The sequence below is a fragment of the Streptomyces sp. CB01201 genome, assembly GCF_002803085.1.
GTDB lineage: Bacteria > Actinomycetota > Actinomycetes > Streptomycetales > Streptomycetaceae > Streptomyces > Streptomyces hundungensis.
In genome coordinates, this window is the sequence record NZ_NNBJ01000019.1 from 110,423 (window position 1) to 137,284 (window position 26,862).

The window sequence follows — 26,862 nt, forward strand, 5'->3', positions numbered from 1 at the left end:
CATCAGACCGGAACGTGCCGACGGAAGAGCGTTGGGCCGGGCCGAATGCAGAACGAATCCGCAGCGAACTTTCTGGACGCAAGTCGAAGTTGGCCATCATGGCCGATGCGATCGAGGGGGAGGCAGCGAATCGGAAGGACCCTGAAGGGGACGGGAAGGGGCGTAGATGAGTCGCCACGGCTGCTGTCTCGTCCGTATCGGAGCCGGGTCGTCCCTCGGTCAACTCTTGTTGTAGTCCGGATTTCGTAGACAGTCCGTCACCACCTGGGCAACGAGTGTCTGAATCCTGTCTCCCGAGGCCGTTTTGAACGGAGAGGCAGATATGACCACGATGCCGTTTCCGCCTTGTTTTTTCGCATATTTGGTAACTTCGTTGCCTGGGACATTTGATGGTCGATGGGTGTCCTCCGTCCAGCCGTGAACACGGAGTTGCTGTAGCACGCCATCGACCAGAGAGGCAGGCGTCCGCTTGTCCGAGGGGGCGCCCGGCAGCGAGATGTATGACGATATGGTGCGCTTGCTGGCGTCCTTGCTGTCGAGCCACTCGGACCCGCCGCAGTTTTCCGTGCCACCCGAATACTCGTCGGGTCGAACACCTGGCATCGTGGCCCGCATGGCGCTCAGCACGTCCGGATACAGAGCTTCCATGGCCTGCTGGTATGTGGGGCCGCTTTCACTCTTCTTGCTTGAACTCATTGAGCAACCGCATGCGACAAGCACGATCAATACGGCCGTGGAGATCTTCCGGAGGCCCGCGGTGGCCATGTAATCGTCCTCTGTCTCGTGGTGGAAGCGTGGTGGAAGCTTGCTGTGGGATCGGCTGGGGGCTCAGCGGTTGATTGCTTGGATTTCCTGGACGGTGACTTGCTGGTCTTGTCCGAATGTGCCGTCTGGCAGGTTGCCGCCGGGGGTGCCGGTGCCGGTCCAGTGGATCTTCCAGGTGACCGTGGCTTTGAGGGTGTAGGGGGTGGTGCTGGTGGCGCGGAGGTAGGTCACGCCGCAGGGCGGGGTCTTGTCGGCGTTGCCCGCCTCGTACGGGGTGCCGATGGAGCCGTCGGCGTTGATCGGGCACTCCCCGGTCGCGGGGAAGACGGTGGCGTCGCCGGTGCCGGGTTCGAGTTTGAGGGAGATCGGGGTGGCGGTGGTGGTTGCCGAGATGTTGAGGACCGGGACGGATGCGGTGACCGAGACGGGGTGGAAGTCGGTCTTGTCCAGCCAGGCCCAGGTCGGCAGGTTCACCTTTGTGGTGCCGTCGGGTTTGAGGGTGACCTTGGTGGATGGCACGCGGATTTCCGCGTATGCCAGCTTGGCGAGTACCTCGGGCGTGATGGCCTCGGGTGCGTCGGCGGGCGGGGGTGCGCCCTTGTCGACCCAGAAGTAGGGCTTGTTGCAGGTGTCCCAGCCGGGCGGGTAGCTCGGGTTGACGTAGGAGTCCCACCAGTAGCCCTTGTCGGCCTTGTCCAGGTTGAAGTTGGTGTATGGCTTTCCGTTGACGTATTTGTCCCGCTGCTGGTTGTCCCACTCGTAGCCGGTGGACTCGGCGTTCCAGATCGGCTCTACGTATGCCTTGAACTGTGCGGGGGAGTATTTGGGTGCGTACCAGCAGGCGGGGGGCGTCCAGTTGCCGACTGCGGTGACGGGGCCGGTGGAGTTGCCGGTGCCGTTTTTGGAGCGGTCGTAGACCACGCCGCCCGCGGTGGCGGAGAGGGTCCCGTCGGAAGTGGAGCTGCCACCCGTCGGGGTGGCACCCTTGGCACCGCCGCCGATTCTGTTGTCCGCGGCTGCCGGGTCGCCCAAGAGCAGTAGCGATGCCACAACGGCGGTGCCGACCACCGCGAAGCTGCGCGACATCAAGGCTGGCACTTCGAACTCCCCCTGGTGGAGAGCATCTTGGTGGTGATCCAGATGCCTCGGTCGTTCTTGCGGAGTGCGGTGTTGTAGAGCACGTAACTGTTCTTGGTGGCGGGCGTCTTGTCGACCTTGCCCGTCAGGATGGCCATGTCGTAGGCCTTGCTCTGGTCCTGGCAGTAGGACAGGGAAGCCGTTCCGTGGTCGCTGACCAGCGGGGTCGCGTTGTAGTAGCGGGAAGAGCCGGTGACGCGCGACTTGGCCTTGACGTACTCCTGGACGTACGCCTGAGTTGAGGCGGCCAACTCTCCTTCCGAATAGAAGCGGTACGCCTCCTGGAGAGGGTCCTGTTTGACGATGGCGTAGTCGATGGCTTTGATGAACTGCTCGGCATCGGAGAGGACGGCGCTCTGCGCCGTGTCGCCGTTCTTGGGCCAGTCGAAGGTGTAGGACAGGTCCGAGGGAAGCTCGATCTTCGGCCGGTCCGTCGAGGGCGCCGACGCTGAGGCCAATGCCCTCGGAGTCGCCGACGAGCCGCTGTTCTGGTTGGCTCCTGCGATCTTGTCCGAACTCTGAGACTTGGCGTCATTGCTACTGCACGCGGTCAGTACGAGCGCGGCTGTCGCGGCGAGTGCGGTTGCGGCCGGCGGCAGGATGCGGCGGTTCAAGGGTGCTCCCGGTGGGACAGGTGTGGTCGCGAGTCAGTGGAAGTTATCGAGGGTGAGTCGGTTTCGCTAGGGCAAAGTTCGCGACAGGGTGGGGCATAGGGGACTCATCGGTATGGACCTGGGAGGTGCGCCTGCACGATCTCCCCTTCCGGAAGGCGTCGTTCGCGCTGAATTCCAGTGTCCTGTGTGGGGCCTGGTTCCAAATGAGTACGGGTACTCAGGACGGGCCTGGAGATGATGGCGATGATGCTGGGGCGAGGTCGGTTCGGGCGAGGAGTGGTCGCTCGGGCTGGTGTTGCCGGGTTCCGCCCGCATGACGATCCGTGCGTACGGCGAGCGTGCCGTCCTGAGTAGTCCTGCGCGAGTGGAGGGCTGGTGATGACCTGGTATGTCCGGTTGTCCGTACGCTGCGGATTGCACAGTGATAACGGAAACGCGGCGAAGGTGGACGGGAGCGGCGCCATTGTGCGTGGTTTGTGTCGAGTTCGTGGCGGAACTGATGGGGCGAGTGGTGTTCGCGATCTTTAACTCGCCTTGAGGGCGCTTATGGGCTGCTGCTACGGTCAGATCACATGATCTGACAGCGTTCCGACGGCCTCGCGCAAGGCCTCTGGCAAGCCACGGCTGGCGAATCAAGTGCAAGTCGCCGCTGCTTGAAGTGACTTGATTTTCAGGTGTGCGCCGGTATTGGTTCTGCGTTGTACAACCAGACGCGGTCGCAAAAGAATTACCACGGGGAGAAGCGACGTGAAGGTCCAGGAGCGCGGCGGGGCCGGGACCCACCGGGGCTCGGTGCCCGGGCAGCCACTTGGTGAGCGGCTTCCGGCGCCGCCTCGGGAGCGCAAGCCGGCTCTTGCTGCCCTTGCCGTCCTGCTCATCCTGATCGGCGCCCTCGGGGCGACCGTGCTCGTACTGCGGGCGGGTAACCGGGTCGAGGTGTACAAGCTCAAGGGCGATGTCGCCGCCGGGCACGCCGTCCAGGACGGCGACCTCACCACGGTGATGGTGGCCGCGGACGACAAGACCCACTACATCCACCCCGACGAGCGGGAAGCACTGCGCAAGTTGCGGGCCAAGTCCAACCTGTACGCGGGGTCCGTCCTCGTCGGCGAGATGTTCGCCGAGGACGGCGGCATCCAGGCCGGCAAGGCCTCCGTCGGCGTCTCGCTCAAGGAAGGCCAGTACCCCAGCAGCCTCAAGGCCGGCGAGACGGTCGCCGTCTACCGGGTCGGGTCCAGTGCCGGCGGCAGCAGCAGCGGCAGCGGCAAGGGGAGCGGGTCCAGCGGGAGCGGAAGCTCCGGGTCGACGGGCGGCGGTGCGCCGCTGGTTCAGCGTGCCGTCGTCAGTGACACCGGTGCCCAGGACAAGTCCTTCGGCAGCGGCAACCTCGCCGTCACCCTCACCGTCAGCACCGCCGACGCGGCCGCGCTCACCCAGGCCGCGTCCGCCGGTGAAGTCGCCGTCGTGCGGGTCGCCCCGGGCAACGGCTGAGTCGCACGGCGACCCGGCGACGTAGAAGAGACAGAAGACCCAGAAGACATGGCGCTCATCGCACTCGCCTCCGACAAGGGGTCCCCCGGTGTCACCACCGCGGCCCTGGCCCTGGCCGCCGTATGGCCGCGCCGCGCGCTGCTCGCCGAGACGGACCCGGCCGGCGGGGACCTGGTGTACCGCTGCACGGCCACCAACGGCGGTCCCCTCAACCCGAACACGGGGCTGCTCTCGCTGGCCGCGGCCGCCCGCCGCGGTCTCGCCGCCGACCAGCTCTGGGACCACGCCCAGCCGATGGCGGGCGGCCTCGACCTGCTCGTGGGGCTCGGCGCCGCCGAGCAGGCCGCCGGCCTGGCCGGCAGCTGGCCGACGCTCGGCCGGGCCTTCGCCTCGCTCGGCGAGTCGCCGCACGCCCCCGCCGACGTGATCGCCGACATCGGCCGCATCAGCGGCGGTTCACCCGCCCTCGACCTGCTGCCGCACGCGGCCCTCGCGCTGCTCGTCTCGCGCACCGAACCCGAGCACCTGGCCCGGGTGCGCGACCGGGCCGCGACGCTCACCGCACAACTCCACGGCGCCCCGCGCGGCAACGCCCTCGCCACCCCCTTCATCGGCGTGGTCCTGGTCGCCGAGGCCGGTGCCTCCGCCAAGCTCGCCCACCAGGTCAACGACATGCTGGTGGCCGGGCAGACCGGGGCCCGCGTAGTGGGCACCCTCGCGCACGACCCCTCGGGTGCGGCCCTGCTGTCCGGACGGGGCCGCGGCCGGCTCGACAAGTCACTGCTCATCCGCAGCGCCCGCAAGGTCTCGGCCGACCTGTACCAGCAGTTCGGCGCCGCATGGGCCGGAGCCGGGGTCGGCCGATGAGCGCAGTGGACCACGCTCTCGTCAAGCGGTTCCGCCAGGAGGCCGGTGACGGGATCGCCGAGCAGCGGCGCGTCGACCAGGCGCGCGGTGTGGCGGCGATGTCGGGCGAGGACGAGCGCCAGTACGCCCGTGCCGTCATCGCCCAGATACTGGAGGAGTACGCCCGTACGGAGATCAACTCCGGGCGTACTCCGCTCGACGCGGAGACCGAGGAGCAGTACGCGGCCGCCGTGCACGCGGCCCTGTTCGGTGTCGGCCGGCTCCAGCCGCTCCTCGACGACCCCGAGGTCGAGAACATCGACATCAACGGCTGCGACCAGGTCTTCGTCGGGTACGCGGACGGCCGCGAGGTACGGGCCGATCCCGTCGCCGAGACGGACGAGGAGCTCATCGAGCTCATTCAGGTGCTCGGTGCCTACTCCGGCCTCTCCTCGCGGCCCTTCGACTCCGCCAATCCGCAGCTCGACCTGCGACTGCCCGACGGCTCGCGTCTGTCCGCCGTCATGGAGGTCGCACGGCGGCCCGCGCTGTCCATCCGCCGGGCCCGCATGGGCAAGGTCTTCATGGCGGACCTGGTCGGAAACGGCACCGTCACGCCGGAGTTGGCGCACTTCCTGGCCTGCGCGGTGCGAGCCCGCAAGAACATCATGATCGCGGGCGCGACCAACGCCGGAAAGACCACGCTGCTGCGGGCGCTCGCCAATGAGATCCCGATCCAGGAGCGCCTGATCACGGTCGAGCGGGCCCTGGAGCTCGGTCTCGACCAGTTCCCCGAACTCCACCCCAACGTCGTGGCGTTCGAGGAGCGACTGCCCAACTCCGAGGGTCTCGGCATGATCCCGATGGCGGACCTGGTGCGGCGGTCGCTGCGTATGAACCCCTCCCGGGTCATCGTCGGCGAGGTGCTCGGCGACGAGATCGTCACCATGCTCAACGCAATGTCGCAGGGCAACGACGGCTCGCTCTCCACGATCCACGCCAACAGCTCCGCCGAGGTCTTCAACCGCATCTCGACGTACGCCCTCCAGGCGACCGAGCGGCTGCCCATCGAGGCCAGCCAGATGCTGATCGCGGGAGCCGTCAACTTCGTCGTCTTCGTGGAGCGGCGCAACAACTACGAGAGCGGCGGCCGGTTGCAGCGCATGGTCACCTCGGTGCGCGAGGTGAACGGCTGCGACGGGCGCGTCCTGTCCAGCGAGGTCTTCGCCGAGACGCCGGACGGGCGGGTCGTTCCGCACGCCCCCGTCAGCTGCATCGAGGATCTCGCCGTGCACGGCTACCGGCCCTCCGGGGCCTGGGGGTGAGCGGGGCCGTATGAACAGCATTCCCTCCATGGGAGGTCTCTTCGAGGCCCAGACCCTGTACGCGCTCGCGGCGGGACTCGCGGTCGGCGGTGGGCTCGCCCTGCTCGTCGTCGCGATCCGCGGTGTCGAGCCGAAGTCGGCCGACCGCAGCAGCCGGGGCGAACGCGCCGGTGAGTTCTTTCAGTTCGTGGGCAAACGCGGCTCGATCGCGGTCGGCGTCGGCCTGCTCGTGCTGCTGCTCACCCGGTGGACGGTGGCCGGCATCGCCACCGGCCTGCTCGTCTTCTTCTGGGACAAGCTCTTCGGCGGCGCCGCGCAGGAGAAGGCCGCGATGAAGCGGGTCGAGGCGCTCGCCGCGTGGACCGAGTCGCTGCGTGACACCATCGCGGGCGCGGTCGGCCTCGAACAGGCCATCCCCGCCTCGGCGCGTGCCGCGGCTCCCGCGCTGCGGCCCCATCTCGACGCGCTGGTCGACCGCTTGCGGGCGCGGACGCCGCTGCCCGATGCGCTTCAGCTGCTCGCCGACGAGATCGACGACGCGTCGGCCGACATCATCGTGGCGGCACTGATCCTCAACGCCCGGCTGCGCGGTCCCGGGCTGCGCCAGGTACTCGGTGCGCTCGCCAAGTCGGCGCGCGAGGAGATCGACATGCGTCACCGGGTGATGGCCCAGCGCTCCTCCACGCGGCGCAGTGTGCAGATCGTGGTCGGCGTTTCGATCGCGTTCGTGCTTGGCCTCGCCGTCTTCAACCGCGACTTCGTGGAGCCGTACAACTCGACGATCGGCCAGCTCGTGCTTGCGGGTGTGTGCGGTCTGTTCGCGCTCGGTTTCTGGTGGCTGCGCAAGCTCTCCGTGATCGAGACCCCGGACCGCTTCCTGGTCCGGCACGAGCCCGATGCCCGCTTCGTGCGCCCCGACGCGGCCGGGGGTGCGGCCGGGAACCGGGACGCGGGCGGACAGCGTCCTGTTACCGCTGGGGAGGGAGTGCGGTGACCGACACCATCACCGGGCCGGTGCTGATCGGCGCGGTCCTCGGCCTCGGCATCTACGTCCTGATCAGGGCGCTGACGCGGACCAAGCGCTCCGCGGTGTCGCAGGTCGCACGGATCGACGCGATGCGCTCGGCCGGCGGCGGCTACACCCCGCAGTCCGAGGCATCGGGCTCCGGGCGCCTCTCCGGGCTGCGCTCGGGCATCGGCGCGAGAGTCGCCGAGCTGTACCTCAAGCAGGGCTGGGAGCAGCGCTCGATCCGCGCCGACCTCGCGGTCCTGGAGCGGGGCTGGGAACGGTTCCTGGCGACCAAGGTGCTGCTCGGCATGGCGGGGCTCGTCTTCGGCCCGCTGGTCTTCGTGATCGTCGCGACGCTCGGCTTCGCCCGCAGCCCGATCGTCCCGGTCTGGCTGGCGCTGCTGTGCGGGGCGGTCTTCTTCTTCCTGCCGGACCTCGAAATCCGTCGGGACGCCGCGGACAAGCGCCGTGATCTGCGCCGGGTCATCGGGGCCTACCTCGACCTGGTGGCCATGAACCTGGCCGGCGGCCGAGGACTGCCCGAGGCGCTGATGGCGGCTGCCGAGGTCAGCGACGGCTGGGCGCTGCGCAGACTGCGCAACACCCTCGCGGACGCCCGGATCACCGGCACCAGCCAGTGGCTGGCGCTCGGCCGGCTCGGCGAGGAACTCGGCGTCGAGGAACTGAAGGACCTGTCCTCCTCGCTCGCCCTGGTGGCGGACGACGGAGCGAAGGTACGGGAGTCCCTCGCGTCCCGAGCCGAAACGATGCGGCATCGGGAGATGGCCGAGATCGAGGGTGCGGCGGGTGAGAAGTCCCAGTCGATGCTCGTCGCCCAGCTCCTGCTCTGCGCGGGCTTCCTGGTCTTCCTGATCTTTCCCGCCGCGATGCGCGTCTTCCAGGTCTGAGCGCGCCCCCCACTTCTGTCGAGAGGAAACGAACACCATGAACCGCCCGCAGTTCCCCAAGGTCAGCCACCCGGCCGTCGACCTCCTGGTCACCTTCCTGAAGGGCCGCGTCCAGCGCGCCCGCTCCGGGGAGCTCGACCGCGGCGCGTCCGCGGTCGAGTGGGTCATCATCTCCGCGGTCGTCGTGGCGATCGTCGGTGTGGTCGCCGGGGTCATCAACCTGGCCCTCAAGGACGGCGCCACCAAGGTCAGCGACTGCATCAAGGGCGCGAGCGCCGACAAGACCTGCTGAGCGCCGTTCCCTTGCGCGACAGACTCCGGGCCCTGGTGCGCCGCCGGGTGGAGGCAGCCTCCGCCCGCGGCGACTCCGGCATGACCGCGATCGAGTTCGTGCTGCTGACCCCGGTGCTCTTCTTCATGATCTTCGCGACCGTGCAGTTCGGCCTGTACTTCTTCGCGGACCACGTCGCGCAGGCCGCCGCCCAGGCGGGCGCCCGCAAGGCGCGGGCCATGGCCGACGAGCAGCCCGGTACCTGGCGTGGCGAGGCCCGCGACCAGGCGTCCAGCTACATCGAGCAGCTCGGCCCGAAGCTCGTCCTCGGCCCCGACGTCCAGGCGATCCAACCCGAGCAGAACACGGTGGGTGTGGAGATCAAGGCCAAGGTGCCGACGGTCTTCCCCGGTCTGCACCTCACCGTTCACGCGCGCTCGCAGGGGCCGGTCGAACGATTCGTACGCGAGGGGGCGAACTGATGGGCGGCACGCGGCGGGGACGCGTCGTGGCTTCGGTACGCACCCCCGCTTCGGTACGCACCGTGGCGTCCGGGCTCGCCCGTGCCCTGCGACGCCGGGTGACGGCCGCCTCCGACCGGGGCCTCTCCACCATCGAGGTGGTCATCCTGGCGCCGGTGATGATCCTGTTCATCCTGGTCCTGGTGGCGTTCGGGCAACTCGTCGACGGGCGTGGCGCGGTGGACGGTGCGGCGCGGGACGCGGCACGGGCCGGCTCCATCCAGAAGGACCTGGGCACCGCCCTGTCCGAGGCGAAGGCCGCCGCGCAGGCCGACCTGGCGGACGTCTGCTCGGGGCCGGTGACCGTACGCCAGACCAGCGCGGGCTGGACCGACGCGGAGTTCTTCACGGTGGAGGTCAGCTGCCGCATCAGGGGCCTCGCGATGCTGGGCCTGGACGTTCCCACGACGCTGACCGGTACCTCGACCTCGCCGCTCGACCCGTTCAAGAGGAAGACCGCATGAGCGCGCCGCGGCACCGGGCCGTGCTCCACCCCGCCTACGCCTGGCTCCGGGTGCGGCGCGCCCGCCTCGACGACCGGGGTTCCGGCGCGGCGGCGGTCATCGTCTTCGCCCTGCTCTTCCTCGGCCTCGCGGCGTTCGTCATCGACGGCGGCCTGTCCATCTCCAAGCGTGAACGCGCGGCGGACATCGCCGAACAGGCCGCGCGCTACGCGGCGCAGGACATCGACAAGGAAGCCCTGTACGACGGCTCCGGTGCGGGGGCGCCCATCCGCTACGAGAACTGCGGCGCCCGCGTGAAGGCCTTCGCCCGGGCGTCCGGCCTCTCCGGCCCCGACATCGCGGCCTCCCACTGCGTGGGGGGCGATGCCCAACAGGTCGAGGTCGAGATCCAGTTGACGTACAAGCCGGTGTTCACCGGGTTCTTCTACGGCGGGGAGGTCGTGGTGCACGGCCGGTCCGTGGCGAAGAACGAGGTGGGCTGAGGTGACTTTTGTTTTCTCTCATGGAGGTAGGACCCCCGATGCGTAACCACAAGGCCACGACGGCCGCGGCTGCCCTGGCGGCCGCGCTTCTGCTGACCGGGTGCGGTGGGGGTTCCCAGGGCGCGGGGGCGAAGACGGTCCCGGGGGCGGACACCACCGGTTCGGCGACGCCGTCCGCGTCGGCCTCGGCGACTCCGGCCGACCGGGCGAACCGGCCGAAGGTGACGCTGCCGGCGGGGGAGACGCTGTCCTTCGACCCGGAGACGACCGGCGATCCCGTCAAGGACGCGGTGCTCAGGGACAACGCGGAGTATGTACGCGCCGTCGATGAAGCGATCGCCGACCAAGACGGCAAGGCGACCAAGGTGGCGTTCTACGCCAAGGACGACGCCTTGGTGGGCGCCCTTCAGTGGATCGCCGCGGTCACCAAGCAGGGCGTCTCCATCACCGGGACGATCCGCTACTTCGATCGGCAGGTCTCCGTCCGGCAGGATGGCGCGGCGACACTCACGTACTGCGGTGACGAGACCAAGGGATTCACCAAGGACCGGAAAACGGGCAAGGTCAACGTCACGCCGGCCAACAGTGATTCGTACATCTCGTACGCCCTGGTGCTGCGGAAGAGCGACAAGGGCGTATGGCAGGCCACGAAGCTCTCTTCGGTGCGGGGGGACAAGAAATGCCAGCGGTGAGGAACTGGAAGGGCGTCACGGTCACGGTCGCCGTTGGAGCCGCCGTCGCGCTTCAGGCCGTCCCGGCTCAGGCGACGGTCTCGGTGCCGGGGGCCAGCGGACAGGGTGCCGCGAACGCTGCGACGAACGGCAAGCAGGTGACCGTAGGGGTCTCCAAGGTGCGCTACTCCGGTGACACGAAGCGCAAGGGTGCGCAGTCGACTGCCGACCTGAAGTCGGTCGATGGCAACTGGACTCCGCCCGCCTGCTGGTACGAGCCCACGTACTCGCCGAAGGAGATGGAGGCCATGGTCAAGGACTGGCGTGACATCAAGATCTTCGGTATCGGTGACCTCATTGGCAACCTGTACGACAGCAAGTACAAGACCGGAGACCCGAAGGACGGCGGGTACAAGGACTACAACCTGGACCAGGAAGGCAAGGGGATGTTCTGGGCGGCGGTGAAGAACCCCGACCGCGAGGACGACCCCGAGGCGAACTTGTGCGACAAGCCGCCCTTCTGGGTGGACAACGGGCAAACCCCGAAGGAGCCACTGGCAGTGAGCCCGAGGGTCCTCGGCGAGGCTGCGGCGGGCACTGTGGATCTGACGCCCACCGAAATCGCCATGGCGCCGAGCACGACTTCGACCGTGAACCTGCCGACATGGGTCTGGACGCCAAGCAAGGGCTTCAAGGAAAAGCACGCCTCCGCCTCGGTGGCAGGCATCACCGCTACTGCGACCGCCACGCCCGTCGCCCTGCACCTCGCCCCCGGAACATCGGACGCCACGCTGTTCCCGGCATCGGGAACCTGTTCGATCAACGCCGACGGCAGCATCGGCAATGAATTCGTGGCCGGTATGGCTGGGCAGACGCCATCGTGCGGCGTCACGTATCAGCGGGCCGGAACGTACGGCCTGAAGGCCAGCGTTACGTGGAAGATCAGCTGGACGGCCACGACAGGTGGTGGCGACAACCTGCCCGACAGCATCTACACCACCCCGCCCCAGACCGTCACCGTCCAGGAAATCCAGTCCATCAACCGCTAGCCGGTCCAAGGGTGTTGGCGGCCAAGGCCCCCAACCCCCGCCCCCGGCGCGGCCCGACGGGTCGCTTACCTCACCCCAGGAAAACCCCCATGGCTCGCACACCCACCCGCGCGACGGGTCCGGCAAATCGGACGCCGCAGCCGTTGCCGCGGCGTCGTACGCCCGGCGACTTCGCCAAGGCGTTCCTCGCGTTCGTCGCGCTGCTCGGGCTCGTGGTGGGGGTGCCCGCGGCGCTCGCCTCGTTCGCGGGCTGGCCGCTGCCGCACCGGATGCCGTCGCTCGACATGGTGCAGCAGCAGATCTCCGTGAACGTGTTCGTGAAGATCCTCACGCTGGTCGTGTGGCTGGCCTGGGCCCAGTTCACGGCTTGTGTGCTCGTGGAGGTCAAGGCCGCCGTGTCCGGAGTCGGGCTGCCCTCGCGGGTGCCCGGCGCCGGGCCGAGCCAGCTGCTCGCGCGCCAGCTGATCGCGGCCGTACTGCTCATCACCGCCACCGCCGCCAGTTTCGCGCCGGGTCTTGGACAGCACGGCCCGGCCGTCGAGAACACCCATCGGCCGACCGTCGCGACGGCCCAGCAACTGCCGGGCCAGCAGCAGGCGGCCACGGTGGCCGAGGCGATGCAGCGACAGGCGGCGGCACAGGCACATCACGCGGCGGAGGAGCAGGGCGGCTCGGAAGCGGGGTCGGGAGCCACCAAGTTCTACCGGATCCAGCCACCCGAGGGCCGGCACCACGACTCGCTGTGGGAGGTCGCCGAACGGCATCTCGGAGACGGGCGGCGCTACCACGAGATCTATCAGCTCAACAAGGACCGGGTGCAGCCGGACGGCTCCAAGCTGTCCGAGGCGAGCCTGATCCGGCCCGGCTGGATCATGGAGATGCCGGCCGACGCCCACGGCGGGGACCTGGTCGAGATGGCACAGCAGGCGCCCGAGGCCCCGCCCAAGGTGCAGCAGCAGATCGCCGAGTACGCCAAGTCCGGCGATCACGCCCAGCCCGCCCAGCAGGGGGCCGGGGCACGACCCGGGGGAGCGGACACCGGCTCCGCGCCGGAGCAGCGGACCCCGGCCGGGCCCGCGCAGCAGCGGGAACAGGCCCAGGAGACCGCCACACCGGCCTCGTCCGAGAGCGGGTTCGGGCTGTCCGAGGCGCTCATCGGGGCACCGCTGCTCGCCGCCGGCATCCTCGGCGCGCTCGGCCGGCGCCGCCGGCTGGCGCTGTGGCAGTCCGCGATGACGGCGGTCGCGGGGCGACGCGGAATGGAACCGCCGGTGCCCACCGGCGCCGACGCCGATGTCCACGACGCCCTGCTGATCGGCGCCGACCCGCAGGCCGTACGGTTCCTCGACCAGGCTCTGCGGGGCCTGTCCGCCGCGCTCGGCGAGGCGAACCGGCCACTGCCCGTCGTCTACGCCGCCTGGTTCACGGACACCGATCTGCACCTCCAGCTGGCCCAGCCCGCCGGCCCGCCGCCCACCCCCTGGCAGCAGGGCTCGGACGCGAATCTGTGGCGCCTGGAGCGCGCGGCCGCGCCCGTGGGCGCGCGGCCCGACCTCGCCGAGGTGGCGGCCCCCTACCCGGGTCTGGTCAGCCTCGGCACACTGGACGGCGCGCGGCTCCTGCTGAACCTCGAAGCCGCGCCCGGGCTGGTCTCGCTCAGTGGCCCCGACGGGGCCCGTGCCGCCGTGCTCTCCTCGGTCGCCGCCGAACTCGCCACCAACGGCTGGTCCGACCGGATGACCGTCACCGTCGTGGGCTTCGGCCGGGAGCTGGGCGCCCTCGCCCCGACCCGGCTGCGCCACCTCGACTCCGTCCAGGTGCTCCTGGAGGACCTCGGCGCGGAGATCCAGCGGCGGCGGGCCGCCCTGGGCGCGGCGGGTCACGACTCCGTCCTCACCGGGCGCACCGGTCCCGCGGAGCACACCCGCTGGGCACCGCATCTCGTGATGATCGCCGGCACGCCGACCGATGCCGAGGCGGCCGCTCTCGCCGAACTGACGGCAGGCGCGGGCAAGTTGGGCATCGGCTGTCTCATCGGGGTCGATGGGGGTGCCCAACACCTGCGCGCCTCATGGGACTTGGAGGTCACCGAGGCGGGCCGCCTCACCGCCCCGCTGCTCGGCCTGGAGCTCACCGCCCAACTCCTGCCCGCCGCGGTGCACGACGCGGTCGTACGGCTCTTCGCCTCGGCCGACGCGATGCCGGGCCCGGACGGCGACGACCCGGCGCCCGCCCCGCACGCCTTCCTGGTGGACATCACCGAACAGGGCCGCCCCGCGGTGTACGCCCGGCTGGTCGGAACGTACGAGATCATCGGGCTACCGACACCCGACGACGACCGCAGCGCGCTCCTCCACGAGGCGCTCGCCCTGCTGCTCCTGCACCGCGAAGGCGTCCACCCGCTGGTCCTCGCGTCCGCGATGTGGCCGCGCGGGGTGACCGACGAGGTGCGCGAGGCGCTGATCGGCCGACTCAGGGAGTGGCTCGGCACCGACGAGGACGGCTTGCCCCGGCTGCGAACGGACGCCGCCGGGCGGCTCACCCTCGCCCGGTCGGTCGTGTCCGACCTCGATGTGCTGCGCTCGCTGCACTACGAGGCGACCGAGGGCTCCGGCACCCGCCGCGCCTCGGTACGCGAGCGGCTGCTCACCGACGCCCTCGGCCTGGTGCGCGGCCCGCTTCTCTCCGACCGCCCCGAGGGGCGCTACGGCTGGCTCGGGCACGAGATCATCGACACCCAACTCCCGCTCCTGGTAGCGGACGTGGCCCTCGCGCTCTGCGCCCACCACCGGGAGCGGGAGCGGCCGCAGAAGGCCATCGGGGCGCTCCGCACCGCGATGGCCAGCTCGCCCTCGGACGAGCGGCTGTGGAACGAACTGCTGCGGGCCACCCACGACACCGGCGACCGGGAGGGCCTGCTCGCGCTGATCGGCGAGCTCGGCACCCGCAGCGGGCCGCGCGGCCTGCCTCCGCGCACCGTCGCCCTGCTCGACGAGCTCCTGCCGACCTGGCGCGGTGGGGCGGGCCCCGCCGCCGTGCCGGCGGGCTGACGGGCACCCTGATCCGGTGAACACTGTCCCGGTGCACCTGACGCTGACCCTCGTGGCCGCCGCATGGGGCGCGGGCGCGGGATTCCTGCTGGCCCGGCCGCGCTACCGGCTCTCCGTCGAACCCGGTGAGCCCTGGCGGGATGCCTGCCCGGCCGGGCATCCGATCGGCGGGTGGGCCGGATCGGGCCGGTGCCGGGACTGCGACGAGGGCGGGGGCCACGGACGAGCCGTCAGCATCGCCCTGGTGACCGCGGTCGTCTGTGCCGCGCTCGCCGCCGCCACCGGGGCCCACCCGGAACTCGCGGTCTGGCTGCTGCTCGCCCCCCTCGCGGTGCTGCTCTGCCTCGTCGACCTGGCCGTCCGCCGGCTGCCCGACGCGCTCACCCTCCCGTTCGCCGGGGCGGCCGCCGCGCTGCTCGGGCTCGCCGCGCTGCTGCCCGGGCATGCCGGATCCTGGCCCACCGCGCTGCTCGGCGGGCTCGTGCTCGGCGGTGGCTACCTGGTGCTCTTCCTGGTCAATCCGGCCGGCCTGGGCTTCGGCGACGTGAAGCTCGCGCTCGGGCTCGGCGTCGCCCTCGGCTGGTACGGCTGGCCGGTCCTCCTGGCCGGGGCGCTGCTCGGGCTGCTGCTCGGCGCGGTGTACGGGGTGGGGCTCGTCGTGTTCCGCCGGGCGAGCCGCAAGACCGCGTTCCCCCTCGGCCCGTTCCTGATCGCCGGGGCCTTCGCGGCGCTGCTGCTCGGCGGGGCCGTCGGGTGAGCCCGGGGCGGCACGGCCCCCGAGCAGCGGGGCAGGGCCGCTGGCGTACGCTGGATCGGTCCGCCCGTACCCCCTTGAAAGGGCCCCCCGGTGACTGAGAAGGCCGATCTCCAGTCCGTTCTCGACCGTGCCGCCGAGGGTGGGCGGATCACCCCGGAGGAAGCGCTCGACCTCTACCGGTCCGCGCCGCTGCACGCGCTCGGCGCCGCCGCCGACGCCGTGCGCCGCCGCCGGTACGCCGGTACCGAGCACATCGCGACGTACATCATCGAGCGGAACATCAACTACACGAACGTCTGCGTGACGGCGTGCAAGTTCTGCGCGTTCTACGCCGCTCCCAAGGACACCGCCAAGGGCTGGACCCGCGACCTCGACGACATCCTGCGCCGCTGCGCGGAGACGATCGAGCTCGGCGGCACCCAGATCATGTTCCAGGGCGGTCACCACCCGGACTTCGGCGTGGAGTACTACGAAGAGCACTTCTCGGCGATCAAGAAGGCCTACCCGCAGCTGGTCATCCACTCCCTCGGCGCCTCCGAGGTCGAGCACATGGCACGCATCTCCAAGGTGAGCGTGGAGGAGGCCATCAGCCGCATCCACGCCGCCGGGCTCGACTCGTTCGCCGGGGCCGGCGCCGAGCTGCTGCCCGAGCGGCCGCGCAAGGCGATCGCGCCGCTCAAGGAGTCCGGCGAGCGCTGGCTGGAGATCATGGAGACCGCGCACGGACTGGGTGTCGAGTCGACCTCCACCATGCTCATGGGCACCGGCGAGACCAACGCCGAGCGCATCGAGCACCTGCGCATGATCCGTGACGTGCAGGACCGTACGGGCGGCTTCCGCGCCTTCATCCCGTACACCTACCAGCCCGAGAACAACCACCTCAAGGGCCGCACGCAGGCGACCCTGTTCGAGTACCTGCGCATGATCGCCATCGCGCGGCTCTTCTTCGACAACGTCGCCCACATCCAGGGCTCCTGGCTCACCACCGGCAAGGAGGTCGGCCAGCTCTCGCTGCACTACGGCGCCGACGACCTCGGCTCGGTGATGCTGGAGGAGAACGTCGTCTCGTCGGCCGGTGCCAAGCACCGCTCCAACCTCATCGAGATGATCGACATGATCCGCAAGGCGGACCGGGTGCCCGCGCAGCGCGCCACCACCTACGAGCACCTCGTCGTGCACGAGGACCCGGCGAACGACCCGGTCGACACCCGCGTCCAGTCGCACATCTCCTCGACCGCGATCGAGGGCGGCACCGCCCACCCGGAGCTCAAGCTCCTCGCCTCCAACTGAGGCTGTGGTCCTGAGGTGTTGACGATCCACGCCGCCGAGCTGCTGCTGCCCGGGGACCGCGCGCCGGTCCCGGGCGGCGCTGTCCTCGTCGACGGTGACCGGATCGCCGCGCTCGGGCCGTACGAGGACGTGGCGGCCGGCCACCCCGCCGCCCGGGTCCGCCGCTGGCCCGGCGTGCTCACGCCCGGCCTGCTCAACCGGCACGGCACGGCGCTCCTTGAGCACACCTACTTCCCGGACGACCCCTTCGAGCTCGGCGAGCTGGGCGGCGAGCCGATCACCGGGGCCGCCCTCGCGCGGCTGGCGCCGAACGAGTCCCGCCGGGGCAACAGCGCACGCCGCTGCACCCAGAAGCTGCTGGCGCGCGGTGTGGTGGCGGTGGCGGCCCGGCTCACCACCCCCGCGGTGCGAACCGCCGTGCACCGAGCGGGACTTGAGGTCGTCCCGATGCCCGACGCGGAGGGCCCGGCCACCCTGGATCCGTTCGCCGGCACCGCGCCCGCCGACGCGTTCCGGGCCCCGCTGGCGGTGGACGGCCCCGCCCGCTTCGCCGTCTTCGCCGCACCGGACGCGGCCGCGCTCGCCGCGCGGGGGGCCGGGACGTGTATCGCCACCGTCATCGGCGGGCGGCTGCGGCACCGCCGCGCCTAGCTCCGCGCTCAGCTCCGCTCGGGGCCTGGTCTGCGTGCCTGGTCCGCCTTTTTGCGCAGTTCCCCGCGCCCCTCAAACCCGATTTCGTCCGCGAGCCGTGGATGGCTGGTCGCGCAGTTCCCCGCGCCCCTGTAGGTGACCCGGAGCCTGTTGGTCGCGCCCGCCGTGGCGGAGCTACGCGAATGTCGCAGCCTCGTGCCCCTGGTGGTACCGGTGCGGGGGCATAGTCAGCCCGTCCGGCGTTTGAGGACGAGCGCCTTTCAGGCGCGAACGGGGGTCTGGGGGCGGAGCCCCCAGGGGCGCTTCACCCCCGGAGGGTTTAGGGAAGGGGCGGGGAGGGGCCATCTCCCGGGGTCCGGGGCGGAGCCCCGGCCGCCCCACCCCGCTGGGACAGCGCCCTCGCGAACGCGCCGGGCCGCTGGACCACCCCGCTGCAACTCGCCTGCGCCACAGCCGAGTTGACCCCGCTCCCGCACTGCTGGTCGCGATACGTCACCCACATCGAGAGCCGCCCCACACCCTTGCCCCGGGCGAACTCCCGCACCTTCGCCGCGTCGGCCAGCGTGAACGTCTCGCCCTTCACGTCGTTGACGCCGATCATCGCGGTGACCCCGAGCCCCTGCCAGGCCGCGCGGTCGGAGAGCCCCAGGACCTGCTTGAGCTGACCTTGCGCGGCGGTGGCCGCCCGTACCGCGTAGTCGCCCATGTCCCCGCCGAACGACGTGCCGTAGTTCATCGTCATGACGTTGACCGTCGAGATCCGTACGCCGTGGCCTCGGCCGACTTGAGCAGCGCCGTCCCCTGGGGCGTGAGCCCCGTCGGCATCGCCGCGAGGGTGAAGGTCACCTTCAGCCCGGCGCGCTGCTTCTGGAGCAGGGCTATCGCCTCGGCGCGCCGGGTGAGCGCGGCCCGGTCGGTGAGGGCCGCGCCCTCGATGTCGAAGTCCGCCTCGGTGGCGCCGGCCGCGTCGAGGGCCGAGCCGTAGGCAGCGGCCAGTTGGGCCGGGGTGCGGCAGGTGAGCGCGAGTTCCCTGCCGGCCTGCCCGCCGAACGACACCCGCACCGCGGCGCCCGACCTCTTCAGCGCGGCCGCCCGGTCCTTGACGTCACTGTCCGCGATCGCGGTGTCGTCGTCCCACACCGCCCGGCAGGTGCTGCCGTGGGCGACGGCGAAGGACAGGTTGTAGACGGCGGGGTCGCCGACGGAGTCGGTCGGGGCGGCGGTGGTGGCGCTCACGTAGGGGGAGTACGTGTCCGTCAGCGAACCCGGGGCGGCGGGCAGCTGCTCCGGGGCGGCCGCGGGGTCCGGCGTCGAGGAGCACCCCGCGCACATCAGCGCGGCCAGGACGCCGGCCCCCGCGACCGGCACTCCGAGGAATCTCCGCATGTCGTGTGCACCCGCTCTCGTGATCCCCGCGCCCCCGTGGCACAGAAGGGCGAATGTACGTGGCCCCCCTGTGCCGCCGGGGCCCGGGCACCCGGTGGCGGCCCGCGTACTGCTTGAATGGGCGGCGTGACCCGCGCATCCCTGGACAAGCAGCCGCACGAAGTCGCCTCGATGTTCGACGACGTCGCGGCCCACTACGACCTCACCAACGACGTGCTCTCCCTCGGCCAGGCCCGGCTCTGGCGCAAGGAGGTCGCGAAGGCGGTCGACGCGCGCCCCGCGCAGAAGGTGCTCGACCTCGCGGCCGGCACGGCCACGTCCTCGCGGCCCTTCGCCGCGGCCGGGGCGTACACGGTGCCGTGCGACTTCTCGATCGGGATGCTGAAGGTCGGCAAGGAGCGCCAGCCCCACATGCCGTTCACGGCGGGCGACGCGACGAAGCTGCCGTTCCGCGACGACACCTTCGACGCGGTGACGATCTCGTTCGGGCTGCGCAACGTGCAGGACACGGACGCCGCGCTGCGCGAGATGTACCGGGTCACCAAGCCGGGCGGGCGCGTGGTGATCTGCGAGTTCTCGCAGCCGACGTGGAAGCCGTTCCGGACGGTGTACACGGAGTACTTGATGCGGGCGCTGCCGCCGGTGGCGACGGCGGTGTCGTCGAACCCGGAGGCGTACGTGTACCTCGCGGAGTCCATCCGGGCCTGGCCCGCCCAGGACGCGCTCGCCGCGCGGCTCCAGGGTGCGGGCTGGTCCAAGGTGGCCTGGCGCAACCTGACGGGCGGGGTCGTCGCCCTGCACCGGGGCTTCAAGGCGGCCTAGCCGGGGCCCGCGGGGGGCCGTCGCCTCCCGGGCACCCCGGCTCCTCCACCGCCGGAAGCGCTCAACCACCCAGCCCCAGCCGGAAGCACAGCGCGTCCACCCCCAGCCTGCGGGACGGATACGTTCCGGACAGCGTCATCCCCAGACGTTCCGTCACCGCCACCGAACGGGCGTTCCCCGGGTGGACCATCGCCACGACCTGCGGGACGCCGGCGGCGCGTACCCGGGTCAGGGTCGCGCGGCCCGCCGCCGTCGCGTAGCCGCGGCCCCAGTGGGAGCGGGCCAGGCGCCAGCCGATCTCGATCTCGCCGACCGGGCCCCAGTCGTCCAGGGGCCAGGGCTGGGCGCCGGTGAAGCCGATGACCTCGTCGTCCTCGTCGAGCATCGTCCAGAGGCAGAAGCCGTGTTCGGCGTCGTGCTTGCGCTGGCGCGCGGTCAGTTCCTCGTAGACGGAGACCTCCGCCGCGCGGCCCCCGTGGAACTCCATCACCTCCGGGTCGTCGAACACCCGGTGCCAGGCGTACGCGTCCTCCTCCGTGGGCACCCGCAGCCGTACTGCGGGCAGGGACTTCTCCGGTACCGAGGACCCGGGGGACACAGAGCTCATGGCGTGGGCAACCCTTCGCGATGTCGATCAACAGCCACCCATAGACTGCACGTGTCCTGTGCTTCTCGGCACGCAAATTCGAGTCTTCGGGAGATCCCGCTGTGACCGAGCCGCTCTCCGAACACACCGCGGACGTGATCGTCGTAGGAGCCGGTCCCGCCGGTTCGACGACCGCGTACTACCTGGCCAAGGCCGGACTCGACGTGCTGCTCCTGGAGAAGACCGCCTTCCCGCGCGAGAAGGTGTGCGGTGACGGTCTTACCCCGCGCGCCACCAAGCAGCTGGTCTCGATGGGGATCGACATCTCCGAGGAGGCCGGCTGGCTGCGCAACAAGGGCCTGCGGATCATCGGCGGCGGCGTCCGCCTCCAGCTCGACTGGCCGGACCTCGCCTCGTACCCGGACTACGGACTGGTGCGCAAGCGCGACGACTTCGACGAGCAGCTCGCCCGCCAGGCCCAGAAGGCCGGCGCCCGGCTGTACGAGCGCTGCAACGTCGGCGCCCCGATCGTCGACGAGCGCACCGGCCGCATCACCGGCGTCAACGCCAAGCTCGGCGAGGAGAAGACCCCGGTCACCTTCCACGCCCCGCTCGTGGTGGCCGCCGACGGCAACTCCACGCGGCTCTCGCTCGCCATGGGCCTGCACCGGCGCGAGGACCGTCCGATGGGCGTGGCCGTGCGGACGTACTTCACCTCGCCGCGGCACGACGACGACTACCTGGAGTCCTGGCTCGAACTGTGGGACCGGCGCGGCCCGCAGGAGCGGCTGCTCCCCGGCTACGGCTGGATCTTCGGCATGGGCGACGGCACGTCCAACGTCGGCCTCGGCATCCTCAACTCGTCCTCCGCCTTCAAGGAGCTGGACTGGCGCGAGATCCTCAAGGCGTGGTGCGCGTCCATGCCCGAGGACTGGGGCTACACGCCCGAGAACATGACGGGCCCGATCCGCGGCGCCGCCCTGCCGATGGCCTTCAACCGCCAGCCGCACTACACCAAGGGCCTGTTGCTGGTCGGTGACGCGGGCGGCCTGGTGAACCCGTTCAACGGCGAAGGCATCGCGTATGCGATGGAATCGGGGCAGATCGCCGCGGACGTCATCGTCCAGGCACACGCCCGCGCGACCCCCTCGCAGCGCGAACTCGCCCTGCACGCCTACCCGAAGATCCTCAAGGACACCTACGGCGGCTACTACACGCTGGGCCGCGCCTTCGTGAAGCTGATCGGCAACCCGAAGGTCATGAAGATCGCCACCCAGCGCGGGCTCACCCACCCGCTCCTGATGAAGTTCACGCTGAAGATGCTGGCCAACCTGACCGACCCGACGGGCGGCGACGCGATGGACCGCATCATCAACGGGTTGTCGAAGGTGGCCCCGAAGGCCTGATCCGCAGACCCGACCCGCAGACCCGACCCGAGGTCTGATCCGGAGCGCCGCCAGCAGTGCCGCCGACAGCGGTGCTAGCAGCGGCGCTCCACCGCATCCGTCCACCGCACCGGAATCTCTCCCGCGAACCGGGACAGACCGGTGCGTAGTTCGTCCGGGGAGAGACCCCCGTCCTGGCGGCGGGCGATGTATTCGTGGCGCTTGCCGCTGTGCAGGGTCACCCAGACCGCTCGGTGGTGTTCGTAGCCGCCCGCGGTGCCCTGGTCCCCGAGCTCCCAGATCGCCACGGTGCCGACCTCGATCTCGCGCACCTGCGACCAGGGCGCGTCGAAGCGGGTGGCCAGGTGTATGCCGGCCGCGTCCGCGCGGATGACCGGGCGCACCGTCCCGTACACACAGGCCAGCACCAGGAACGCGCCGGCGCCGATGACGAACAGCGCGAAGCCCCAGCCGAAGGCGAGTTTGGCCCAGTCGACCGGGCCGTGCCACGGCCGGATGCCGGTGAGCATCCACAGGCCGAGCGCGAGGAACACGGTCCCGATGGCGGCGAACATGCCGAGCCCGTCGGCGTAGACCTCGTACGGCTGCGGTTCCGCGTCCCGTATCTGCTCGTCCATGCGCCCACCCCCTGATAGGTGAACTCTGCCCGGGAACGGGCAGAGTTCAACACATTCCGGGCATGCCGAAGGGCCGTTCCTCCCGAGCGGGGGAGCAACGGCCCTTGCAGGCGGTGCGGGTACGGCTCAGAGGGCCGCTGTACGCCTCAGAGAACGCGGACGGCGCCCGAGGGGGAGTCGTAGTCCAGGCTGCGCTCGACGACACCGGTGGAGGGGTTCTGCGCGCCGACGAAGTTGCCGCCGCCCACATAGATGGCCACGTGGTACGCGGAGCCCTTGCCGCCCCAGTACAGGATGTCGCCCGGCTGGAGGTTGGACAGCGACACATCGGTGCCGGCCGTCGACTGGTCCTGCGAGACGCGCGGCAGGTCGATGCCGGCCTGGCGGTAGGCGGCCTGCACGAGACCCGAGCAGTCGTACGCGCTGGAGCCGGTGGCGCCCGAGACATAGGCCTTGCCGACCTGGGCAAGCGCGAAGTTGACGATGGCGGCGGCGGAGCCCGTGGCGTTGGACGCCTTGAACGAGGTCGTGCCGGTGGACGTGCCGCCGGAGGAGGACGACGACGCCTTCAGCGTGGTGCGCTCGGCGGAGCGGGAGGCGCGCTCGGCGGCGGCTTCGGCCTTGGCCTTCGCCTCCGCGTCGGCCTTCGCCTTGGCCTCGGCGACCTTCTTCTCGGCGTCGCCCTTGGCCTTCTTGGCGTCCTTGGCGGCGCTGGACGCGGCGGCGTCCTGTGCGGCCTGGAGCTGGAGGTCGGCGGCAACTGCCTTGGTGGCCTGAGCGGTCGCGGCGGCGGTGGTCGCGAGGTCGCCCGTCAGCGTGGGCATCTCGATGGTCTCGTTGACCGGCTGAGCGGCGATGGCCGGGGCGGCCGCACCTGCCAGCGCGATGGTGCTGAGTACGCCACCGGCAACTCCGGCCCGGAGCGAGACCTTCGAGGCGCTGCGGCGGGGCTTCCGGTGGCTGGGTATGTGAGCGGTGTGGGACATGGGACAACCGCTATCAGGGGTTCGGGGTTCCCTTCAAGAAACGTGTGCTGCGCCACAGTTGATGCCGGAAGGGCCGAATCCACTTCTTGCCAGCACTTATTGACGCCGTAACGGACAAAACTGGCACGCCCTATCAGGGCTGTGATCATGGGTTTTCTGTGAAACGCCCGAATTGCCCGGCGCTTACCATCCCCTCACGTCGATGGCCAAGCCCCGTTGATTTCACGACTGTTGATGGGTGACGCAGGTCACAGTGTGGAGAGATCCAGTCGATGGAAGGGCCGGGCCGGCTCTCGTGAACGCGCGCACGCGTCCACCCGGAGGCCCCGGAGTCCCTCCCGCGAGTGACCGCGGACCGCTTATCACTGGATGCGCTTTCCTCGCCAATTTGCCTGTAGCGCACATGTCTTGATAAAGCCAGATGGCCGCCGACCAGCGGTAACACCTGAAGATGTCACGTCTCGTGATCACTCAGGCGCTTCGCGTGTGAAGATCACCGCTCATCCGACTTCATGATCCTTCGTCAGGTGGTGGAGATCACAAAGACGTTGGCGTACCCCGTGTCGCAGATCACAGACCGGCGGGCATAGGATGCGGGGCAGTCGGGCTTGTGAACTGCCTCACATGTACGCGATCTTCGCGCGGAACTGGGAGACGGCGAGGCGTTTCGCGAGACCCGTGTGCGGTCCAACGGTCAAGGACGACTGGAAGGAGCGAGGAGCGTGAATGCCTACGCGCCCATCCTCGTGCTCGGCGCCCTCGGGGCAGGGTTTGCGATCTTTTCCGTGGTCATGGCCACGCTAATCGGCCCAAAGAGGTACAACCGGGCGAAACTTGAGGCGTACGAGTGCGGCATCGAACCCACTCCCACGCCGGCCGGCGGCGGCCGCTTCCCCATCAAGTACTACCTGACGGCGATGCTCTTCATCGTCTTCGACATCGAGATCGTCTTCCTCTACCCCTGGGCGGTCACCTTCGACGCCCTGGGGCTTTTCGGGCTCGTGGAGATGCTGCTCTTCGTGCTCACCGTCTTCGTCGCCTACGCGTATGTGTGGCGGCGCGGCGGCCTGGAATGGGACTGAGGGGCTGAGGGGCACCTATGGGACTCGAAGAGAAACTGCCTAGCGGCTTCGTACTGACCACTGTTGAGCAGGCCGCGGGCTGGGTGCGCAAGGCGTCCGTCTTCCCCGCCACCTTCGGCCTCGCCTGCTGTGCCATCGAGATGATGACGACGGGCGCGGGCCGCTACGACCTGGCCCGGTTCGGCATGGAGGTCTTCCGCGGCTCCCCGCGCCAGGCCGACCTGATGATCGTGGCCGGCCGGGTCAGCCAGAAGATGGCGCCGGTGCTGCGGCAGGTCTATGACCAGATGCCCAACCCCAAGTGGGTTATTTCCATGGGGGTTTGTGCTTCGTCGGGCGGAATGTTCAATAATTACGCAATTGTTCAGGGTGTTGACCACATTGTCCCGGTAGACATCTATCTGCCCGGTTGCCCACCCCGGCCCGAGATGCTGCTCGACGCCATTCTCAAGCTCCACCAGAAGATCCAGGGCTCCAAGCTCGGGGTCAACCAGGAGGAGGCGGCCCGCGAGGCGGAGGAGGCGGCCCTCAAGGCGCTCCCCACCATTGAGATGAAGGGGCTGCTGCGGTGAGCTCTCCCGATACTCCGGACACCCCCGAGCAGAGCGGTGTCCCCGCCCCGCGCGAGGACACCGGCGAGGTCATCCGCGTACGCAAGGGCATGTTCGGCGCCGACAACGGCGGTGACACCAGCGGCTACGGCGGCCTGGTGCGCACGGTCGTGCTGCCCGGCGCCACCTCGCGGCCGTACGGCGGATGGTTCGACGAGGTGGCCGACGAACTCGAAGGCGCCCTGGAGGAGCAGGACCTGCTCCCCGAGAACGCCATCGAGAAGACGGTCGTCGACCGCGGCGAACTCACCTTCCACATCGCGCGCGAGCACCTGCCCCGGGTCGCCCGCACCCTGCGCGACGACCCCGCCCTGCGCTTCGAGCTCTGCACGGGCGTGAGCGGCGTCCACTTCCTCGGTGACAAGGGCCGTGAGCTGCACGCCGTCTACCACCTGCGGTCCCTGACCCACGGCCGGCTCATCCGGCTCGAAGTGAGCGCCCCCGACAGCGATCCGCACATCCCCTCGCTCGTCGAGGTCTATCCGACCAACGACTGGCACGAGCGCGAGGCGTACGACTTCTTCGGCATCGTCTTCGACGGCCACCCCGCCCTCACCCGGATCATGATGCCGGACGACTGGCAGGGCTTCCCGCAGCGCAAGGACTACCCCCTCGGCGGCATCGCGGTCGAGTACAAGGGCGCCCAGATCCCGGCTCCGGACCAGCGGAGGTCGTACAGCTGATGAGCACTCCACACGCCCACCCGTCACCCGGCCGCCGCCCCTCGACGAGTCCCTCCGGGACGCCCCTTTCGCAGGCTCGGGAAACGACCGAGGGGACTGTATATACAGTCACCGGCGGCGACTGGGACGACGTCGTCCAGTCCGCGGCCAAGGCCGACGACGAGCGCATCGTCGTCAACATGGGCCCCCAGCACCCCTCCACGCACGGTGTGCTCCGGCTGATCCTGGAGATCGAGGGCGAGACGGTCACCGAGGCCCGCTGCGGAATCGGTTATCTGCACACCGGCATCGAGAAGAACCTCGAATTCCGCACCTGGACGCAGGGCACCACCTTCGTCACGCGCATGGACTACCTGACGCCGTTCTTCAACGAGACGGCGTACTGCCTCGGCGTCGAGAAGCTCCTCGGCATCACCGAGCAGATCCCGGACCGGGCCTCGGTCATCCGGGTGCTGCTCATGGAGCTCAACCGGCTCTCCTCGCACCTGGTGTGCATCGCCACCGGCGGCATGGAGCTCGGCGCCACCACGATCATGATCTACGGCTTCCGCGATCGTGAACTCATTCTCGACCTCTACGAGTTGATCACCGGCCTGCGCATGAACCACGCGTTCATCCGCCCCGGCGGACTCGCCCAGGACCTGCCCGCCGGCGCGGTCGACCAGCTCCGCGAGTTCGTGAAGACCATGAAGAAGAACCTGCCGGAGTACGACAAGCTCGCCACCGGCAACCCCATCTTCAAGGCCCGTATGCAGGACGTCGGCTACCTCGACCTGACCGGCTGCATGGCGCTCGGCGCCACCGGCCCGATCCTGCGCTCGGCCGGGCTGCCGCACGACCTGCGCAAGACCGACCCGTACTGCGGCTACGAGAACTACGACTTCGACATCCCGACCGCGGACACCTGCGACTCCTACGGCCGCTTCCTGGTCCGCCTGGAGGAGATGCGCCAGTCCCTGAGGATCGTCGAGCAGTGCCTGGACCGGCTGGAGCCGGGCCCGGTCATGGTCGAGGACAAGAAGATCGCCTGGCCCGCACAGCTCGCGCTCGGCCCGGACGGGCTCGGCAACTCCCTCGACCACATCAAGAAGATCATGGGCACCTCCATGGAGTCCCTCATCCACCACTTCAAGCTGGTGACCGAGGGCTTCCGGGTCCCCTCCGGGCAGGCGTACACGGCCGTCGAGTCACCCAAGGGCGAACTCGGCGTGCACGTCGTCTCCGACGGCGGCACCCGCCCCTACCGGGTCCACTTCCGCGACCCGTCGTTCACCAATCTCCAGGCCATGGCGGCCATGTGCGAGGGCGGCCAGGTCGCCGACGTCATCGTCGCCGTCGCGTCCATCGACCCCGTGATGGGAGGCGTCGACCGGTGACAGACA

Annotated in this window: 27 protein-coding genes and 1 pseudogene; 21 read left to right on the top strand and 7 right to left on the bottom strand. The window is 70.0% G+C overall.

Annotated features, from left to right (window positions below; genetic code table 11):
• Positions 1 to 219: 219 nt before the first annotated feature.
• The 3 genes from CG740_RS39915 to CG740_RS31860 form a co-directional block, all read right to left on the bottom strand.
• Positions 220 to 765 carry a hypothetical protein gene (locus CG740_RS39915; protein ID WP_159030444.1) on the bottom strand — a complete coding sequence of 182 codons (546 nt, stop codon included), beginning with the start codon at positions 763 to 765 and terminating at the stop codon, positions 220 to 222.
• Between the two features lie 63 nt (positions 766 to 828).
• The gene (locus CG740_RS31855) at positions 829 to 1,863 is read right to left on the bottom strand and encodes a hypothetical protein (protein ID WP_234376593.1); all 1,035 of its coding nucleotides are present in this window, start codon (positions 1,861 to 1,863) and stop codon (positions 829 to 831) included.
• The gene (locus CG740_RS31860) at positions 1,851 to 2,516 is read right to left on the bottom strand and encodes a hypothetical protein (RefSeq protein ID WP_100578767.1); all 666 of its coding nucleotides are present in this window, start codon (positions 2,514 to 2,516) and stop codon (positions 1,851 to 1,853) included. Before CG740_RS31860 ends, CG740_RS31855 begins: the two co-directional genes overlap by 13 nt.
• Before the next feature lie 747 nt (positions 2,517 to 3,263).
• Here CG740_RS31860 and CG740_RS31865 point away from each other — a divergent pair.
• The 15 genes from CG740_RS31865 (at position 3,264) to CG740_RS31935 (ending at position 17,301) form a co-directional block, all read left to right on the top strand.
• Positions 3,264 to 4,007, top strand: a complete 744-nt coding sequence (locus CG740_RS31865) for a hypothetical protein (protein WP_100578768.1) — start codon at positions 3,264 to 3,266, stop codon at positions 4,005 to 4,007.
• Between the two features lie 48 nt (positions 4,008 to 4,055).
• A complete protein-coding gene (locus CG740_RS31870; RefSeq protein WP_100578769.1) occupies positions 4,056 to 4,874 on the top strand; it encodes a hypothetical protein in 819 nt (272 codons plus the stop codon).
• Complete coding sequence (locus tag CG740_RS31875; RefSeq protein WP_100578770.1) at positions 4,871 to 6,178, top strand: CpaF family protein; 1,308 nt, start codon at positions 4,871 to 4,873, stop codon at positions 6,176 to 6,178. Before CG740_RS31870 ends, CG740_RS31875 begins: the two co-directional genes overlap by 4 nt.
• A 28-nt stretch (positions 6,179 to 6,206) precedes the next feature.
• Positions 6,207 to 7,172, top strand: coding sequence for a type II secretion system F family protein (locus tag CG740_RS31880; RefSeq protein ID WP_234376594.1), 966 nt, complete (start codon positions 6,207 to 6,209; stop codon positions 7,170 to 7,172).
• Positions 7,169 to 8,095: a type II secretion system F family protein gene (locus CG740_RS31885; RefSeq protein WP_100578772.1), complete on the top strand. Its 927-nt coding sequence runs from the start codon at positions 7,169 to 7,171 to the stop codon at positions 8,093 to 8,095. Before CG740_RS31880 ends, CG740_RS31885 begins: the two co-directional genes overlap by 4 nt.
• Before the next feature lie 37 nt (positions 8,096 to 8,132).
• The gene (locus CG740_RS31890) at positions 8,133 to 8,387 is read left to right on the top strand and encodes a hypothetical protein (protein WP_100578773.1); all 255 of its coding nucleotides are present in this window, start codon (positions 8,133 to 8,135) and stop codon (positions 8,385 to 8,387) included.
• A gap of 80 nt (positions 8,388 to 8,467) precedes the next feature.
• Positions 8,468 to 8,848, top strand: a complete 381-nt coding sequence (locus tag CG740_RS31895) for a TadE family protein (protein WP_100578823.1) — start codon at positions 8,468 to 8,470, stop codon at positions 8,846 to 8,848.
• Positions 8,849 to 8,910: 62 nt separating this feature from the next.
• Entirely contained in the window at positions 8,911 to 9,351 is a 441-nt protein-coding gene (locus CG740_RS31900; RefSeq protein ID WP_384500215.1) for a TadE/TadG family type IV pilus assembly protein, read from the top strand.
• Positions 9,348 to 9,833, top strand: a complete 486-nt coding sequence (locus CG740_RS31905) for a TadE/TadG family type IV pilus assembly protein (RefSeq protein WP_100578775.1) — start codon at positions 9,348 to 9,350, stop codon at positions 9,831 to 9,833. Before CG740_RS31900 ends, CG740_RS31905 begins: the two co-directional genes overlap by 4 nt.
• Positions 9,834 to 9,871: 38 nt before the next feature.
• Complete coding sequence (locus CG740_RS31910; protein WP_100578776.1) at positions 9,872 to 10,525, top strand: hypothetical protein; 654 nt, start codon at positions 9,872 to 9,874, stop codon at positions 10,523 to 10,525.
• Positions 10,522 to 11,553: a hypothetical protein gene (locus CG740_RS31915; RefSeq protein ID WP_234376596.1), complete on the top strand. Its 1,032-nt coding sequence runs from the start codon at positions 10,522 to 10,524 to the stop codon at positions 11,551 to 11,553. Before CG740_RS31910 ends, CG740_RS31915 begins: the two co-directional genes overlap by 4 nt.
• 89 nt (positions 11,554 to 11,642) lie before the next feature.
• Positions 11,643 to 14,603: a BTAD domain-containing putative transcriptional regulator gene (locus CG740_RS31920; RefSeq protein ID WP_100578777.1), complete on the top strand. Its 2,961-nt coding sequence runs from the start codon at positions 11,643 to 11,645 to the stop codon at positions 14,601 to 14,603.
• 16 nt (positions 14,604 to 14,619) lie between these two features.
• Positions 14,620 to 15,360 carry a prepilin peptidase gene (locus tag CG740_RS31925; protein ID WP_100578825.1) on the top strand — a complete coding sequence of 247 codons (741 nt, stop codon included), beginning with the start codon at positions 14,620 to 14,622 and terminating at the stop codon, positions 15,358 to 15,360.
• 90 nt (positions 15,361 to 15,450) lie between these two features.
• On the top strand, positions 15,451 to 16,650 hold the full coding sequence (gene mqnC / locus CG740_RS31930; RefSeq protein WP_100578778.1) for a cyclic dehypoxanthinyl futalosine synthase: 1,200 nt from the start codon (positions 15,451 to 15,453) through the stop codon (positions 16,648 to 16,650).
• Positions 16,651 to 16,665: 15 nt separating this feature from the next.
• Complete coding sequence (locus CG740_RS31935) at positions 16,666 to 17,301, top strand: imidazolonepropionase-like domain-containing protein (protein ID WP_100578779.1); 636 nt, start codon at positions 16,666 to 16,668, stop codon at positions 17,299 to 17,301.
• A 319-nt stretch (positions 17,302 to 17,620) separates the two neighbouring features.
• Here the strand turns inward: CG740_RS31935 and CG740_RS41975 are convergent.
• Positions 17,621 to 18,687 (bottom strand): annotated as a pseudogene (locus CG740_RS41975) (chitinase).
• A 126-nt stretch (positions 18,688 to 18,813) separates the two neighbouring features.
• Between CG740_RS41975 and CG740_RS31945 the strand changes: the two are divergent.
• A complete protein-coding gene (locus CG740_RS31945; protein ID WP_100578780.1) occupies positions 18,814 to 19,509 on the top strand; it encodes a demethylmenaquinone methyltransferase in 696 nt (231 codons plus the stop codon).
• 61 nt (positions 19,510 to 19,570) lie between these two features.
• Here the strand turns inward: CG740_RS31945 and CG740_RS31950 are convergent, their stop codons facing one another.
• Positions 19,571 to 20,116, bottom strand: a complete 546-nt coding sequence (locus CG740_RS31950) for a GNAT family N-acetyltransferase (RefSeq protein ID WP_100578781.1) — start codon at positions 20,114 to 20,116, stop codon at positions 19,571 to 19,573.
• A 101-nt stretch (positions 20,117 to 20,217) separates the two neighbouring features.
• On the opposite strand from CG740_RS31950, the gene CG740_RS31955 reads away from it, so the two are divergent.
• Positions 20,218 to 21,501 (top strand): geranylgeranyl reductase family protein, encoded by a 1,284-nt coding sequence (locus CG740_RS31955; RefSeq protein WP_100578782.1) that lies wholly within the window; start codon positions 20,218 to 20,220, stop codon positions 21,499 to 21,501.
• Positions 21,502 to 21,575: 74 nt separating this feature from the next.
• On the opposite strand, the gene CG740_RS31960 is transcribed toward CG740_RS31955, so the two are convergent.
• Together CG740_RS31960 and CG740_RS31965 are read right to left on the bottom strand one after the other, a co-directional pair.
• Positions 21,576 to 22,118 carry a hypothetical protein gene (locus CG740_RS31960; RefSeq protein WP_100578783.1) on the bottom strand — a complete coding sequence of 181 codons (543 nt, stop codon included), beginning with the start codon at positions 22,116 to 22,118 and terminating at the stop codon, positions 21,576 to 21,578.
• A gap of 146 nt (positions 22,119 to 22,264) precedes the next feature.
• A complete protein-coding gene (locus CG740_RS31965; RefSeq protein ID WP_100578784.1) occupies positions 22,265 to 23,104 on the bottom strand; it encodes a C40 family peptidase in 840 nt (279 codons plus the stop codon).
• Between the two features lie 722 nt (positions 23,105 to 23,826).
• Here CG740_RS31965 and CG740_RS31970 point away from each other — a divergent pair.
• The 4 genes from CG740_RS31970 to CG740_RS31985 are packed head-to-tail and all read left to right on the top strand — an operon-like array spanning position 23,827 to position 26,856.
• Positions 23,827 to 24,186 carry an NADH-quinone oxidoreductase subunit A gene (locus tag CG740_RS31970; protein ID WP_030494815.1) on the top strand — a complete coding sequence of 120 codons (360 nt, stop codon included), beginning with the start codon at positions 23,827 to 23,829 and terminating at the stop codon, positions 24,184 to 24,186.
• A 17-nt stretch (positions 24,187 to 24,203) separates the two neighbouring features.
• Positions 24,204 to 24,758, top strand: coding sequence for a NuoB/complex I 20 kDa subunit family protein (locus tag CG740_RS31975; protein ID WP_100578785.1), 555 nt, complete (start codon positions 24,204 to 24,206; stop codon positions 24,756 to 24,758).
• On the top strand, positions 24,755 to 25,480 hold the full coding sequence (locus CG740_RS31980) for an NADH-quinone oxidoreductase subunit C (protein ID WP_100578786.1): 726 nt from the start codon (positions 24,755 to 24,757) through the stop codon (positions 25,478 to 25,480). Before CG740_RS31975 ends, CG740_RS31980 begins: the two co-directional genes overlap by 4 nt.
• A complete protein-coding gene (locus CG740_RS31985) occupies positions 25,480 to 26,856 on the top strand; it encodes an NADH-quinone oxidoreductase subunit D (RefSeq protein WP_100578787.1) in 1,377 nt (458 codons plus the stop codon). Before CG740_RS31980 ends, CG740_RS31985 begins: the two co-directional genes overlap by 1 nt.
• Positions 26,857 to 26,862 lie beyond the last annotated feature (6 nt).